The 13104-nt window shown below is 41.0% G+C and carries 15 protein-coding genes; 14 read left to right on the top strand and 1 reads right to left on the bottom strand.

Annotation, left to right across the window (positions count from 1 at the left end; genetic code table 11):
* Positions 1-49: 49 nt before the first annotated feature.
* The 3 genes from HC179_RS07835 (at position 50) to spoVM (ending at position 1292) form a co-directional block, all read left to right on the top strand.
* A complete protein-coding gene (locus HC179_RS07835) occupies positions 50-235 on the top strand; it encodes a hypothetical protein (protein WP_168863819.1) in 186 nt (61 codons plus the stop codon).
* Positions 236-483: 248 nt separating this feature from the next.
* A complete protein-coding gene (locus tag HC179_RS07830) occupies positions 484-1140 on the top strand; it encodes a thiamine diphosphokinase (protein ID WP_168863818.1) in 657 nt (218 codons plus the stop codon).
* Positions 1141-1211: 71 nt separating this feature from the next.
* A complete protein-coding gene (spoVM, locus tag HC179_RS07825) occupies positions 1212-1292 on the top strand; it encodes a stage V sporulation protein SpoVM (RefSeq protein ID WP_060665857.1) in 81 nt (26 codons plus the stop codon).
* Positions 1293-1769: 477 nt separating this feature from the next.
* Here spoVM and rpmB read toward each other — a convergent pair whose 3' ends face one another.
* The gene (gene rpmB / locus HC179_RS07820) at positions 1770-1958 is read right to left on the bottom strand and encodes a 50S ribosomal protein L28 (protein ID WP_010193132.1); all 189 of its coding nucleotides are present in this window, start codon (positions 1956-1958) and stop codon (positions 1770-1772) included.
* A gap of 364 nt (positions 1959-2322) precedes the next feature.
* Between rpmB and HC179_RS07815 the strand changes: the two genes are divergently transcribed.
* From HC179_RS07815 to rnc, 11 genes are all read left to right on the top strand, one after another.
* On the top strand, positions 2323-2685 hold the full coding sequence (locus tag HC179_RS07815) for an Asp23/Gls24 family envelope stress response protein (RefSeq protein WP_010193134.1): 363 nt from the start codon (positions 2323-2325) through the stop codon (positions 2683-2685).
* A gap of 16 nt (positions 2686-2701) precedes the next feature.
* Complete coding sequence (locus HC179_RS07810) at positions 2702-4378, top strand: DAK2 domain-containing protein (RefSeq protein WP_168863817.1); 1677 nt, start codon at positions 2702-2704, stop codon at positions 4376-4378.
* Positions 4379-4492: 114 nt separating this feature from the next.
* Entirely contained in the window at positions 4493-5155 is a 663-nt protein-coding gene (gene sdaAB / locus HC179_RS07805; RefSeq protein WP_168863816.1) for an L-serine ammonia-lyase, iron-sulfur-dependent subunit beta, read from the top strand.
* A 60-nt stretch (positions 5156-5215) separates the two neighbouring features.
* Complete coding sequence (gene sdaAA / locus HC179_RS07800; protein ID WP_148986544.1) at positions 5216-6103, top strand: L-serine ammonia-lyase, iron-sulfur-dependent, subunit alpha; 888 nt, start codon at positions 5216-5218, stop codon at positions 6101-6103.
* Entirely contained in the window at positions 6096-8144 is a 2049-nt protein-coding gene (gene recG, locus HC179_RS07795) for an ATP-dependent DNA helicase RecG (RefSeq protein ID WP_168863815.1), read from the top strand. The genes sdaAA and recG overlap by 8 nt, the downstream gene beginning before the upstream one ends.
* Positions 8145-8284: 140 nt before the next feature.
* On the top strand, positions 8285-8851 hold the full coding sequence (gene fapR, locus HC179_RS07790; protein WP_010193141.1) for a transcription factor FapR: 567 nt from the start codon (positions 8285-8287) through the stop codon (positions 8849-8851).
* Between the two features lie 19 nt (positions 8852-8870).
* Complete coding sequence (gene plsX / locus HC179_RS07785; protein WP_168863814.1) at positions 8871-9890, top strand: phosphate acyltransferase PlsX; 1020 nt, start codon at positions 8871-8873, stop codon at positions 9888-9890.
* A complete protein-coding gene (gene fabD / locus HC179_RS07780) occupies positions 9890-10846 on the top strand; it encodes an ACP S-malonyltransferase (protein ID WP_168863813.1) in 957 nt (318 codons plus the stop codon). Before plsX ends, fabD begins: the two co-directional genes overlap by 1 nt.
* On the top strand, positions 10839-11579 hold the full coding sequence (gene fabG / locus HC179_RS07775) for a 3-oxoacyl-[acyl-carrier-protein] reductase (RefSeq protein ID WP_168863812.1): 741 nt from the start codon (positions 10839-10841) through the stop codon (positions 11577-11579). Before fabD ends, fabG begins: the two co-directional genes overlap by 8 nt.
* A gap of 207 nt (positions 11580-11786) precedes the next feature.
* The gene (gene acpP, locus HC179_RS07770; RefSeq protein WP_010193151.1) at positions 11787-12020 is read left to right on the top strand and encodes an acyl carrier protein; all 234 of its coding nucleotides are present in this window, start codon (positions 11787-11789) and stop codon (positions 12018-12020) included.
* A gap of 262 nt (positions 12021-12282) precedes the next feature.
* Positions 12283-12996, top strand: coding sequence for a ribonuclease III (gene rnc, locus HC179_RS07765; RefSeq protein ID WP_168863838.1), 714 nt, complete (start codon positions 12283-12285; stop codon positions 12994-12996).
* Positions 12997-13104: the final 108 nt, after the last annotated feature.

Genomic DNA, 13104 nt, shown 5'->3' with positions numbered 1-13104 from the left:
GCCTTTGTGCGGCATGCTAGAGGTAAACGGTGAGGGAGGAATTTCTGAGATGGATATTTCAAAGGATGACCAGGCAATACTTGAACAAGCATTGCATTCCGCATTGGCCAATAGCACCGACTACAACGAAATTGACATGTATGAACAGCTGCTGAAGAAATTCTCTGCAGCTGGTGTGGAAAATAATCAACTTGATGGATTCCGTTACGATTATGACGATTCATCCAGTACGTAAAAAGTCTTCGTTAATGAAGGCTTTTTTATGTTAAGTCTCTGTTAAAGCATACTGGTGATTGCAGCAACCTAGCTGTTGATTGGAACAAATGGCGAAGACTCCTGCGGGGGAGTAGCGACAATGTTGAGACCCCGCAGGGCGCAGCCCGTGGAGGCTCAAGGTCGCCTCGCGGAAAGCGAAGCCTAGTGTGGAAATCAACAGCGGTGTTTAAAAAAGCCTATGTTAAAAAAGATAAGGGGAGAGCAGAATTGATTATACATATTGTTGCTGGGGGACCAACAAACAGAATTCCCAAGCTTCATGATTGGCAAGCTGAAGATGTGAATTGGGTGGGGGTTGATAGAGGGGTTGCTTACTTACTTGAGCATAATATCGTTCCAACTAAAGCTTTCGGAGACTTTGACTCCATTACAAGTGAAGAACTTCATAACATAAAAGCACAACTCCCTCACGCAGAAGTCTTTCCAAGCGAAAAAGATGAAACAGATACGGAACTTGCAGTAAACTGGGCGCTTGAACAAAATCCATCACTCATCAGAATTTTTGGAGGAACCGGTGGAAGATTGGATCATTTTTTAGGAAACATACAGCTTTTATTGAAGGGTCTTGAAAAAGGGGCGGTTATTGAGATACACGATATTCAAAATCAACTTTTTGCCCATAGGGAAGGTACATACTCTATCAAGAAAAATAAATCTCTGCCATATATCTCATTTATGCCCATCACCCCTGATGTAAAAGGCATCACACTTAAGGGATTTAAATATCCATTAGAAAAAAAGCATATTCGCTTCGGGGACACACTATGTATTAGTAATGAACTTGAAGTGGAAAGTGGTACTTTTTCATTTGATGAAGGCATATTAATGGTGATAAGGAGCCGTGATTATCATCCATTATCCTAAAACGGTCCCAGCGATCCGCAAATTTGCAACCTGAATGAATAATAAGGTAAAAGTTCGGAGGAGGGAATGTAATGAAATTTTATACAATCAAACTACCTAGGTTCTTGGGGGGAATAATCCGAGCTATGCTTGGGTCGTTTAAAAAGGAGTAAAGCACCTGGTTAAGGGTGCTTTTTTTATAAATTGAGTATTATTTTAATGTGGAAGGTTTAGTGGGTAACGTGAGCAGATTGGGCAAATGTCCGAAGTTTTGGTGATTTTGACCGAAGTTTTTCAAAAGTTGACCGAAGATTTTGCGAAGTTGACCGAAGTTTTCCGGAAAATGACCGAACCAATTTTTTAAGTGACCGAACGTCACTGTGAAGTTGACCAAACATCTAGTTGAATTGTCCGAACCATCTTAAAAACACTAAGGAAAATGACCGAAGTTGCCAAAATATTGTCCGAACCAATTTTTACATGCTAAAAAAGGACCAAAACATACAATCTAAACTCATTTCGACTAATTTCCAACCGTATATACGATAAAATAGTTATGTAAATCGAAGCGTTCCCTCATAAATCAACCCAAAGTAAAAAGCGACAGGAAGACTCGCTCCCTGTCGCTTCTTTATGTGCGCAAATATTAATTAAACGCGCTCAACTTTACCTGATTTTAAAGCTCTTGCAGAAACGTATACACGCTTTGGCTTACCGTCTACTAAAATGCGAACTTTTTGAAGGTTTGCACCCCAAGTACGACGAGTAGAGTTCATTGCGTGAGAACGTGCGTTTCCAGAACCAGTCTTTTTGCCTGTGATTACACATTTACGTGCCATGTTCAATTCCCTCCTAACTACAAAGAAACATCATTCAATATTTTCATTAGTAATAAGAAAGTACCTTCTTATTATTGCGAGAAAAACCATACATAAGGTCTACGTCCATAGAAGTACCCTTCTGCATCATTTTTCTTTACCAAAATAATCTCTTGAAAATACTTATATAATTTAACATACTACCCCACACTTTGCAATAGTTCTAAGGAAAGCTTTCAAGAAAAAAACCTTGACATACATGTTTTTAGCATTCAGTATAATAATAGTATTATTAGAATAGTACCCGCCTGCTTTTAAAATGAACGTTTTTATAGTAAAATAGCGTGTAGACAAGGTGAAAAATCCAATTGAAGGGGGAACCTTTATGTCCATCGAACTAAAAACATCCTATGGTCAAATAGATATTTCTAACGATGTAGTTGCTACTATTGCTGGTGGAGCTGCAGTTGATTGTTACGGAATAGTAGGCATGGCCTCTAAAAGCCAATTGAAAGATGGGTTATCCGAAATACTTAGAAAAGAGAATTTTACTAAAGGCGTTATCGTACGCCAAGAAGAAGATCAGCTACATATTGATATGTACATCATCGTAAGCTATGGAACAAAGATTTCAGAAGTGGCTCACAATGTACAGACTAAAGTAAAATATACCTTGAATCAAATGCTCGGTCTTTCCGTTGATTCTTTAAATATTTATGTACAGGGAGTTCGAGTTACGAACCCGTAATAAGGAGGAAAATTTAGTGTCAGTAAAAGTTCTAAATGGGAAACGTTTTGCACAAATGGTCATCCAGGGTGCAAATCATCTATCAAACAACGCTAAAACAGTGGATGCGTTAAACGTTTTTCCGGTTCCGGATGGAGATACGGGAACAAATATGAATCTTTCCATCACTTCAGGAGCGAAAGAAGTGAAGGGCAATGTTTCTGAACATATTGGGAAGGTTGGTTCGGCACTGGCTAAAGGCCTACTTATGGGTGCAAGAGGTAACTCTGGAGTTATTCTTTCTCAATTATTCCGCGGATTCTCTAAGCATATCGAATCTAAAGAAACGATTAACAGCAAAGACTTTGCTCAAGCGCTTGAAGCAGGAGTACAAACAGCTTACAAAGCTGTTATGAAGCCCGTGGAGGGAACCATTCTTACTGTAGCGAAAGATGCTGCCAAGAAAGCTGTTGCGGTTGCTAAAAATGAAGAAGATATCATCGTTTTAATGGAAGAAACATTAAAAGAAGCAAATGCTTCCCTTAAGCGCACACCGGACCTTCTTCCTGTGCTAAAAGAAGTAGGAGTAGTGGACAGTGGCGGACAAGGGTTAGTTTATATTTATGAAGGATTTCTTGCAGAGCTGAAGGGACAAAGCATTGAAGATATCGTGCCTACAACAACCATGAACGAGCTTGTTAATGCAGAACATCATAAAAATGTTCACTCTGCAATTAATACAGAAGATATCGAGTTCGGTTATTGTACGGAGTTCATGGTTAAATTTGAAGAGGAAAAAGTGAAAACTAATCCTTTTACAGAAGAAAACTTCCGTAACGACCTGTCTCAATATGGGGACTCTCTTCTGGTTATTGCAGATGAGGAAATTGTGAAAGTACACATTCATGCGGAGCAGCCTGGAGATGTTTTGACTTATGGTCAAAAATACGGAAGCCTGATCAACATGAAGATTGAAAATATGAGAGAACAGCATAGCAACCTACTTTTTGAAGAGGATGACTATCCTGCTCCAAAACCTGAAGTAAACAAAAAGCGTGAGAAATTTGGAATCATTACGGTTGCGATGGGCGAAGGCATTGCCGAGCTATTCAAGAGCATCGGAGCTAAAGCGGTCATTGAAGGTGGCCAGACTATGAATCCAAGCACTGAGGATATCCTTAAAGCGATCGATGAAGTGAATGCCGATAACGTGATTATCCTTCCAAATAACAGCAACATCATCATGGCTGCAAAACAAGCAGCAGAAGTTGCTGATCAAAACGTTGCGGTTGTGGAAAGTAAAACAGTTCCACAAGGAATGGCAGCAATCCTTGCATTTAACCCGACAGGAGAGCTTGCTGACAATGAAGCAACAATGAAAGAAGCTCTAGGCTCTGTAAAAACTGGACAAATTACATTCGCTGTCAGAGATACAAACATTGATGGTGTTGAAATCCAGAAAGATGACTTCATGGGTATTGCTGACGGAAAAATTGTTCTTACTAACAAAGACAAAAAAACCGCTGCAAAGGAACTTCTTACTTCCATGGTTGACGAAGAATCCGAAATTCTTACTGTCATCTACGGTGAAGATGTAACAGAAGAAGATGTGGAAGAATTGGTGAGTGAATTAGAAGAATCCTATCCGGATGTGGAAGTGGAAGTCCATAATGGAAAACAGCCACTATATTCCTTTATCTTTTCGATCGAGTAGGCTAATATAATATTTGAAGACAAAAGAAGGGCTAACACCCTTCTTTTGTATGTGTACAAAAAGAAAATTTGCTGAGGGTTTTAACAGCAAACCGACATAGGGGAGTGGGCAGGCATGAAATATAAAAGTGTATTTGATATTATTGGCCCGGTCATGATAGGACCATCAAGTTCCCACACAGCCGGAGCCGCTAGAATTGGGCGTGTGGCAAGAAGTCTTTTTGGCAGGCAGCCAAAATGGGCAAATATATCCTTTTACGGTTCATTTGCAAAAACATATAAAGGGCATGGCACAGATGTAGCAATTGTCGGGGGCTTACTTGATTTTGATACATTTGATGAAAGAATTAAAACCTCTCTTCAGATTGCAGATTCATTAGGAGTTGCCATATCATTTCATGAAGAAGATGCCGTCACAGACCATCCGAATACGGCAAAAGTTGTAATCGGTGATGAACACGGGGAATTGGAGCTTGTCGGTATTTCGATAGGCGGTGGGAAAATTGAGATTACGGAGCTTAACGGCTTTGCTCTAAAGCTTTCAGGAAATCATCCTGCATTACTTGTGGTGCATGATGACCGTTACGGTGCGATAGCTGGAGTTGCCAATGTATTAGCGAAGTTCGCCATTAACATAGGTCATATGGAGGTTTCCCGCAAGGAAAAAGGAAAAACAGCCTTAATGACCATAGAAGTGGATCAAAATATTGATGATGCAGTAATTCAAGAACTAACCGCATTACCTAACATCACTCAAGTTACAAAAATTGTAGACTAGCTTTTAGAATAATAATGATAGCGCTTTCAACTGATGTATAGCTCTTAAGGGGGAAATTTCATGTTTCGTAATGTAGCAGAACTGATTGAAATTGCACAAAGCAGTAATAAGAAGATTTCAGAGATAATGATTGAACAGGAAATGGAATTTACGGGCAGAACCCGTGAAGAAATTTTTGAACAGATGGACAAAAACCTTACCATTATGGAGCAGGCTGTAGAAAGAGGCCTTGAAGGAGTAAGATCCGTTTCTGGTTTAACAGGCGGAGATGCGGTCCTTCTACAAAAATATATTGAAAAAGGCAATTTCCTGACAGGTAAAAATATATTGGATGCAGTAAGTAAAGCAGTCGCGACAAATGAAGTAAATGCTGCCATGGGTACAATCTGTGCCACTCCAACAGCTGGTTCTGCTGGGGTAGTTCCTGGAACGCTTTTTGCCGTCAAGAATGTGCTTAACCCGACAAGAGAAGAAATGATTAACTTCTTATTCACGTCAGGAGCTTTCGGGTTTGTTGTTGCTAATAATGCCTCTATCTCCGGTGCTGCCGGTGGATGTCAGGCTGAGGTAGGATCCGCTTCAGGGATGGCGGCAGCTGCTATCGTGGAAATGGCGGGTGGAACTCCTGATCAATGTGCACAAGCAATGGCCATAACGCTTAAAAACATGTTAGGATTAGTATGTGACCCTGTTGCAGGACTTGTAGAAGTCCCTTGCGTAAAGCGTAATGCAATGGGTGCAGCAAATGCGATGGTCGCAGCAGACATGGCACTGGCAGGGATCACTAGCACCATCCCGTGTGATGAAGTGATTGACGCGATGTACAAGATTGGACAGACCATGCCTACTGCACTTAAAGAAACTGCACAAGGAGGGTTGGCGGCAACACCAACTGGTCGTGAATTGGAAGCGAAAATATTTGGTGTTCCCTTACAAAAAGGTGACTAATTTATCAGAGATAACAGTAACATCCTTAAAAGGCATAGGGGAAGAGACCGCAAACTCCCTGCATGCAATGGGAATCTACTCAGTAGAAGATCTGCTGATGCATTTCCCATATAGATATGAAGATTACAGGCTTAGAGATATATCAGAAGTAAAACATGAAGAGAAAATAACGGTTGAAGGGAAGGTTCATGGGGAACCTTCTCTTATGTATTTTGGCAAAAAGAAATCCAGGCTTACGTTTCGATTTTTTGTTGGCCGTTTTTTAGTGAAGGCGGTATGTTTCAACCGGCCGTATTACAAGAATAAACTTTCCATTAATGATACTATCACGATTACCGGAAAATGGGATCAGCATAGACAAACTATTACAGTCATGGAAATTCATTTTGGTCCATTCATGAAAGAAAGTGAAGTCGAACCTGTTTACTCAGTCAAAGGAAATATTACTGTCAAACAAATGCGTAAGTTTATTAGTAATGCAATGAAAACATATGGATCCGAATTGGAAAGTGCACTCCCTCTCTCTATTTTACAAAAGTACAAACTACCTTCAAAAGGTGATTCAATAAAAGCGCTACATAACCCAGTCAATCAAGAAATGTTGAAGCATGCGAGACGGTATTTTGTATATGAGGAATTTTTACTTTTCCAGCTAAAGATTCAGGCATTAAGAAAATATAAACGCGAGCAAACAAAAGGACTGGTTCATCAGTTTTCAGATAAAATGCTAGACCAATTCATCAACAGCCTGCCATTCCCGCTAACAGGTGCACAGAATAGGGTGTTGGGAGAAATCATAGGCGACATGACATCGCCTTTCCGAATGAACCGGTTATTGCAAGGTGATGTTGGCTCTGGTAAAACCGTGGTTGCGGCAATTTCTCTATATGCTGCACACCTATCTGGTTATCAGGGAGCGTTAATGGTGCCAACGGAGATACTTGCAGAACAACATGCGCAATCCTTAACAAGTTTATTTAGTGAAACGGCTGTCAACATAGAATTGTTAACAAGTTCTGTCAAAGGGAAGCGACGCAGGGAGCTCTTGGAACGATTGTCTAATGGCGACATAGATATTCTGGTCGGAACTCATGCATTAATACAAGATGAAGTGAATTTCAAAAGTCTTGGCCTTGTCATTACTGATGAGCAGCACCGTTTTGGAGTGGAACAGCGAAGGGTTCTCCGCGAAAAAGGTTCAAATCCAGATGTATTGTTTATGACTGCAACGCCAATTCCAAGAACGCTTGCCATTACAGCCTTTGGAGAAATGGATGTTTCTATTATTGATGAAATGCCAGCAGGGCGAAAAGCAATCGAGACCTACTGGGCGAAACATCAGATGATTGATAGGGTATTAGGGTTTGTGGAAAAAGAGCTTAAAAAAGGTAGACAAGCATATGTCATCTGCCCGCTTATCGAGGAATCGGAAAAATTGGATGTGCAAAATGCAATAGATGTGCACGATATGCTTACACATTACTACCGGGGAAATTGGAATATTGGATTAATGCATGGTAGGTTGAATTCTGAAGAAAAAGAAAAAGTCATGGAAGCTTTCAGCCAAAATGAAGTGCAACTACTTGTTTCGACAACTGTTGTAGAAGTTGGTGTTAACGTACCAAATGCGACGATGATGGTGATCTATGATGCAGAACGCTTTGGTCTTTCCCAATTGCATCAGCTTCGCGGCCGCGTCGGACGTGGCAGTGAACAATCTTACTGTATACTGCTTGCAGATCCCAAATCGGAAGTCGGGAAAGAACGCATGAAAATCATGACAGAAACGAACGACGGTTTTGTGCTTTCAGAGAAGGACCTGGAACTGAGGGGACCTGGTGATTTCTTTGGCAGAAAACAAAGCGGCGTCCCTGAATTTAAAGTGGCAGATATGGTCCATGATTACCGTGCTCTTGAAGTAGCGAGGCAGGATGCTTATGATCTTCTTTATTCCGATAGCTTTTGGGTGGATGAGGAATATAAAGGGTTAAGAGAAATGATCGAACACTCCGGGATATTAGATGGTGACAAGTTGGATTGATAGAGGCAGTGTGAAGCTATTTAGGTGGCTTTCTCTGCCTTTTTATTTCGATGTCACGAAATTTTGTCTTGCAATATGCTTTTTATGTATATATACTACTATTAGTACCTAGTCATAATAGTTCGGATGGTGTGTATTTTATGAGACGAAACAAAAAGGAGCGCCAGTTATCTTTAAAAGATAAGATACAGGAGAACCCTTTTATTACAGATGAAGAACTTGCAGATTTTTTTCAGGTCAGCATCCAAACAGTCCGGTTGGATCGTCTGGAGTTAAATATCCCTGAATTAAGGGAGAGAATAAAGAACGTGGCTGCACGGACGCTTGAAAAAGAAGTGAAATCATTGCCTCTTGATGAAGTAATCGGTGAAATTATTGACCTTCAATTAGATGAGAGCGCGATTTCCATTTTTGATGTCCAAAGTGAGCATGTCTTTAAGCGAAATCAAATTACACGAGGGCATCACTTGTTTGCGCAGGCCAATTCTTTGGCAGTTGCCGTCATCAATGATGAACTGGCGTTAACGGCAAAAGCTACCATCCGATTTACACGACCTGTTAAATTGGGTGAAAGAATTGTGGCAAAAGCCTTTGTTAGTAAAGTAGATAAAGAAAAAGGTAGAACAACTGTAGAAGTGAAAAGCTCCGTTGGCAGTGAAAAAGTCTTCCATGGTGAGTTTGAAATGTTCCGCTCTACAAGTTCTTGATTAAAGGCAGGTTATAATAATGAGAATTGCCATTGATGCGATGGGCGGCGATCATGCGCCAAAGACGATTGTGGAAGGTGTCATGAAAGCTGTTGAAAAATATAGTGATGTTACCTTTACCCTTGTTGGGGATGAAAATAAGATTCGACCATACTTAACTAATGAAAAACAAATAACGATTTTACATACAGATGAGGTTATTTCTGGAGATGAGGAACCAGTCAGGGCTGTTCGCCGCAAGAAAAACTCCTCGATGGTCCTGATGGCCAAAGAAGTGAAAGAGGGACGGGCAGATGCTTGCATTTCAGCAGGGAACACTGGGGCATTAATGACGGCAGGGCTTCTGATTGTCGGCCGCATAAAAGGAATTGAACGCCCTGCGCTATCACCGACTTTACCGACTGTTGACGGAAAAGGGTTCGTCATGTTGGATGTAGGTGCAAATGCGGAGGCTAAACCTGAGCATTTATTCCAATATGCATTAATGGCATCCATTTATGCAGAAAAAGTTCGAGGTGTAAAGGCCCCTCGTGTAGGTTTATTGAATGTAGGAACAGAAGATAAAAAAGGGAATGAACTGGCCAAATCTGCTTTTGAATTTATCAAAGAATCCAATGCAGTTCATTTTATCGGAAATGTTGAGGCGAGGGACCTCTTAAATGGTGTGGCAGATGTAGTGGTAACAGACGGGTTTACCGGAAACATCACGTTAAAAGCCATCGAAGGAACCGCACTTTCTGTCTTTGATATGTTAAAAGAGGCGCTGACAAGTGACCTGAAAAGCAAGCTTGCAGCAGCAGTCTTGAAGCCGAAGCTTAAAACTATTAAAACAAAAATGGACTACTCCGAATATGGTGGGGCGGCTCTATTTGGCTTAAAGGCGCCAGTCGTCAAGGCCCATGGCTCTTCAGATGACAATGCTGTTTACAATGCGATACGTCAAACACGCGAAATGCTACAAAAAGATATGGTTGGTACCATTGCGCGAACTATTGAAAAAATGGAGTTTGTGACTAAACAAGAGAACGGGGGAGAATAATGGGGAAGGTTGCATTTGTTTTTCCAGGACAAGGCTCACAAATTGTTGGTATGGCTCAAGAATTAGCCACTGAATATAAAGAAGTTCAAACGGTAATTGAGAAAGCGGACGAGAAATTAGGCTACAAACTATCATCCTTGATGTTTGAAGGGCCTCAAGAAGAGCTCACGCTGACATACAATGCCCAGCCGGCTCTCCTGACATCAAGTATCGCTATTTTGCAAATGCTTAAACAAGCAGGTATTAATGCGGACTACACAGCAGGACATAGCCTTGGTGAATATTCTGCTCTTGTAGCGGCAAATGCCATCAGCTTTGAAGATGCTGTCTATACTGTCCATATGCGCGGAAAATATATGGAAGAAGCAGTTCCAGCTGGTGTTGGATCCATGGCTGCCGTGCTTGGTCTTGAAGAAAGTCTATTGACAGAAGCTTGTGAAGAGGCATCCGCCCAAGCTGGACCTGTTCAACTTGCAAACTTGAATTGTCCTGGTCAGATTGTCATATCCGGTTCGGCACAAGGTGTGTCGCTAGCATCTGAAAAAGCGAAGGAAAAAGGCGCAAAAAGAGTAATTCCTCTTGTAGTTAGCGGACCTTTCCATTCCAGTTTAATGAAACCTGCAGCTTCCAAACTGGAAGATACTCTGTCCTCCATATCTATTAATGACGCAACAATGCCTGTCATTGCGAATGTGGATGCAAATGAAATGAGAAGCGCTTCGGAGATTCCTGTGAAGCTAGTGGAACAGCTCTACTCACCTGTTCGATGGGAACAATCTGTAGAGAAACTGATAGAACTTGGAGTCGATACATTTGTTGAAGTGGGCCCTGGTAAAGTGCTATCAGGTCTCATCAAAAAAGTGAATCGCAGAGCAACGACCATACCAGTTTACGATAAAGAAACACTACAAAAAGCAATTGATCACTTTAAAGGGGAGGACTCTACAAATGCTTAAAGGAAAAACAGCTGTTGTCACAGGGGCGTCCCGCGGAATTGGCCGTGCCGTTGCACTTGAATTAGCAGAGCAAGGTGCAAATGTAGTTGTTAACTATTCAGGAAGCGAAGCAAAGGCTTATGAAGTAGTGGAAGCTATTAAAGAATTGGGATGCGAGGCTATCGCAGTACGTTGTAATGTGGGGAATATGGAAGACGTACAAGCAATGATGAAAGAAGCGCTTACTCAGTTTGGTACCATTGATATCCTTGTCAATAACGCTGGTATTACCCGCGATAATCTTCTAATGCGAATGAAGGAAGACGAGTGGGATGATGTGATCAACATTAATCTTAAAGGTGTATTCAACGCGACAAAAGCAGTAACACGTCAGATGATGAAGCAACGATCTGGCAGAATTATAAACATTGCGTCTATCGTCGGTGTAATGGGGAATGCAGGGCAAGCAAATTACGTAGCGGCAAAAGCAGGTGTGATTGGACTTACTAAATCAACGGCACGCGAATTAGCTTCTCGCCATATCACCGTAAATGCAATAGCCCCAGGATTCATCACAACGGATATGACGGATAAATTAACAGAAGAAGTGAAGGCGGAAATGCTCAAGCAAATACCGCTTGCAAGATTCGGAGAAGCAAAAGACATTGCCTCAGTCGTATCTTTCCTAGCATCCGAAAAAAGTGCCTACATCACCGGCCAAACCCTCCACGTAGACGGCGGAATGGTGATGTAATCTATGGTTTTGATGATTTATAGCTGGGGTGATTGTAGCGAAAGGCGAAGACTCCAGCAGCGCCCCGCTGAAAGCGAAACCGTTCGCGGAGATCAACAGCGGAGTCTTACGGAATTCTCTATTAAGTCATCAGGGAGACTTTCGAAACAACAAACACTAGTTTTTTAAAAACAAATTCACTATAATACTTGAGGGGAGGTGAAAGTTATGGCAGATGTATTAGAGCGTGTAACAAAGATCATTGTTGATCGTTTAGGTGTAGACGAGTCCGAGGTGAATCTTGACTCCAAATTCAAAGACGATTTGGGTGCTGACTCTCTTGATGTAGTTGAACTAGTAATGGAGCTTGAAGACGAGTTTGATATGGAAATTTCAGACGACGAAGCAGAAAACATTACAACAGTTGCCGATGCGGTAAACTACATAAAAGCAAACGCTTAATCTTTTTTGATTGTCCCACTAAGGTGGGACTTTTTGTTTTTACGGAAATAATAAAACGAGGAATTGCCTAATAGCAATAAAAGATAGCCGAATTTATATAATTTCAGGCAAGTTGCTATTTGTATCCTATAAATAATTTGTTAAAATAGTAATGTTATACAACTTTCATCATCAAAAAAGAAGAACGTTGCCATCTTAGTGAAAGAAGATTGTATGTTGGAGGCTCCTTTACATGACCAGAAACAGAAGTAGAATAAATGAAATGAAAAACGAAGCAACAAAAAAGAATTTTGCTATGCTTCAAGAAAAAATAGGAGTTACGTTTCATAATGAGAAACTTTTATATCAAGCTTTCACCCATTCATCCTATGTGAATGAGCATCGCAGAAAACCTTACGAGGACAATGAGCGTTTGGAATTTTTGGGTGACGCAGTTTTAGAATTGACCATTTCTCAATTTTTATATAAGAAATACCCTTTGATGAGTGAAGGTCAATTAACAAAACTAAGAGCGTCTATTGTATGTGAACCTTCTTTAGTTTCATTCGCCAATGAACTTTCGTTCGGTCAATATGTACTGCTTGGTAAGGGAGAAGAAATTACAGGCGGAAGAGCTAGACCAGCGCTGCTTGCAGATGTATTTGAGGCATTTATTGGCGCGCTGTATCTGGACCTTGGCCTAGAGACCGTGTTCGCCTTCCTTGAAAAGTATGTATACCCCAAAATTAATGAAGGTGCTTTTTCTCATGTGATGGATTTCAAAAGTCAACTGCAAGAGATGATACAACGCAATGCACTTGGAGTAATTGAGTATGAAGTGCTTGAAGAAAAAGGCCCGGCCCACAACCGAGAATTTGTGTCTAAGGTTTCCCTGAATAAAGAAGAGATGGGAATTGGAGTCGGCCGTTCAAAAAAAGAGGCCGAACAACATGCGGCCCAGTTCGCTCTTCAGAAACTAAAAAAAGTCAGAAAATGAAGATAGGCGATCCAACGGTGTCTCAAAATACCACAAGGATCGCTTACTTTTCTGTTACATAAATATTAATAAATTCTAGCTGGTGATTGGAGCAAAAGGCGGAGACTC

It is taken from the genome of Bacillus sp. RO1, from assembly GCF_012524115.1.
Lineage (GTDB): Bacteria > Bacillota > Bacilli > Bacillales > Bacillaceae_I > Sutcliffiella_A.
Note: the sequence above shows the minus strand (reverse complement) of the source record. Positions and strands in the feature narration are given on the sequence as shown.

What these genes read in the sequence shown, in the direction of transcription:
- HC179_RS07835 (WP_168863819.1), top strand. Translation starts at nt 50, where the DNA reads ATGGATATTTCAAAGGATGACCAGGCAATACTTGAACAAGCATTGCAT.
- spoVM (WP_060665857.1), top strand. Translation starts at nt 1,212, where the DNA reads ATGAAATTTTATACAATCAAACTACCTAGGTTCTTGGGGGGAATAATC.
- rpmB (WP_010193132.1), bottom strand. Translation starts at nt 1,958, where the DNA reads ATGGCACGTAAATGTGTAATCACAGGCAAAAAGACTGGTTCTGGAAAC.
- HC179_RS07815 (WP_010193134.1), top strand. Translation starts at nt 2,323, where the DNA reads ATGTCCATCGAACTAAAAACATCCTATGGTCAAATAGATATTTCTAAC.
- sdaAB (WP_168863816.1), top strand. Translation starts at nt 4,493, where the DNA reads ATGAAATATAAAAGTGTATTTGATATTATTGGCCCGGTCATGATAGGA.
- sdaAA (WP_148986544.1), top strand. Translation starts at nt 5,216, where the DNA reads ATGTTTCGTAATGTAGCAGAACTGATTGAAATTGCACAAAGCAGTAAT.
- fapR (WP_010193141.1), top strand. Translation starts at nt 8,285, where the DNA reads ATGAGACGAAACAAAAAGGAGCGCCAGTTATCTTTAAAAGATAAGATA.
- plsX (WP_168863814.1), top strand. Translation starts at nt 8,871, where the DNA reads ATGAGAATTGCCATTGATGCGATGGGCGGCGATCATGCGCCAAAGACG.
- fabD (WP_168863813.1), top strand. Translation starts at nt 9,890, where the DNA reads ATGGGGAAGGTTGCATTTGTTTTTCCAGGACAAGGCTCACAAATTGTT.
- fabG (WP_168863812.1), top strand. Translation starts at nt 10,839, where the DNA reads ATGCTTAAAGGAAAAACAGCTGTTGTCACAGGGGCGTCCCGCGGAATT.
- acpP (WP_010193151.1), top strand. Translation starts at nt 11,787, where the DNA reads ATGGCAGATGTATTAGAGCGTGTAACAAAGATCATTGTTGATCGTTTA.
- rnc (WP_168863838.1), top strand. Translation starts at nt 12,283, where the DNA reads ATGAAAAACGAAGCAACAAAAAAGAATTTTGCTATGCTTCAAGAAAAA.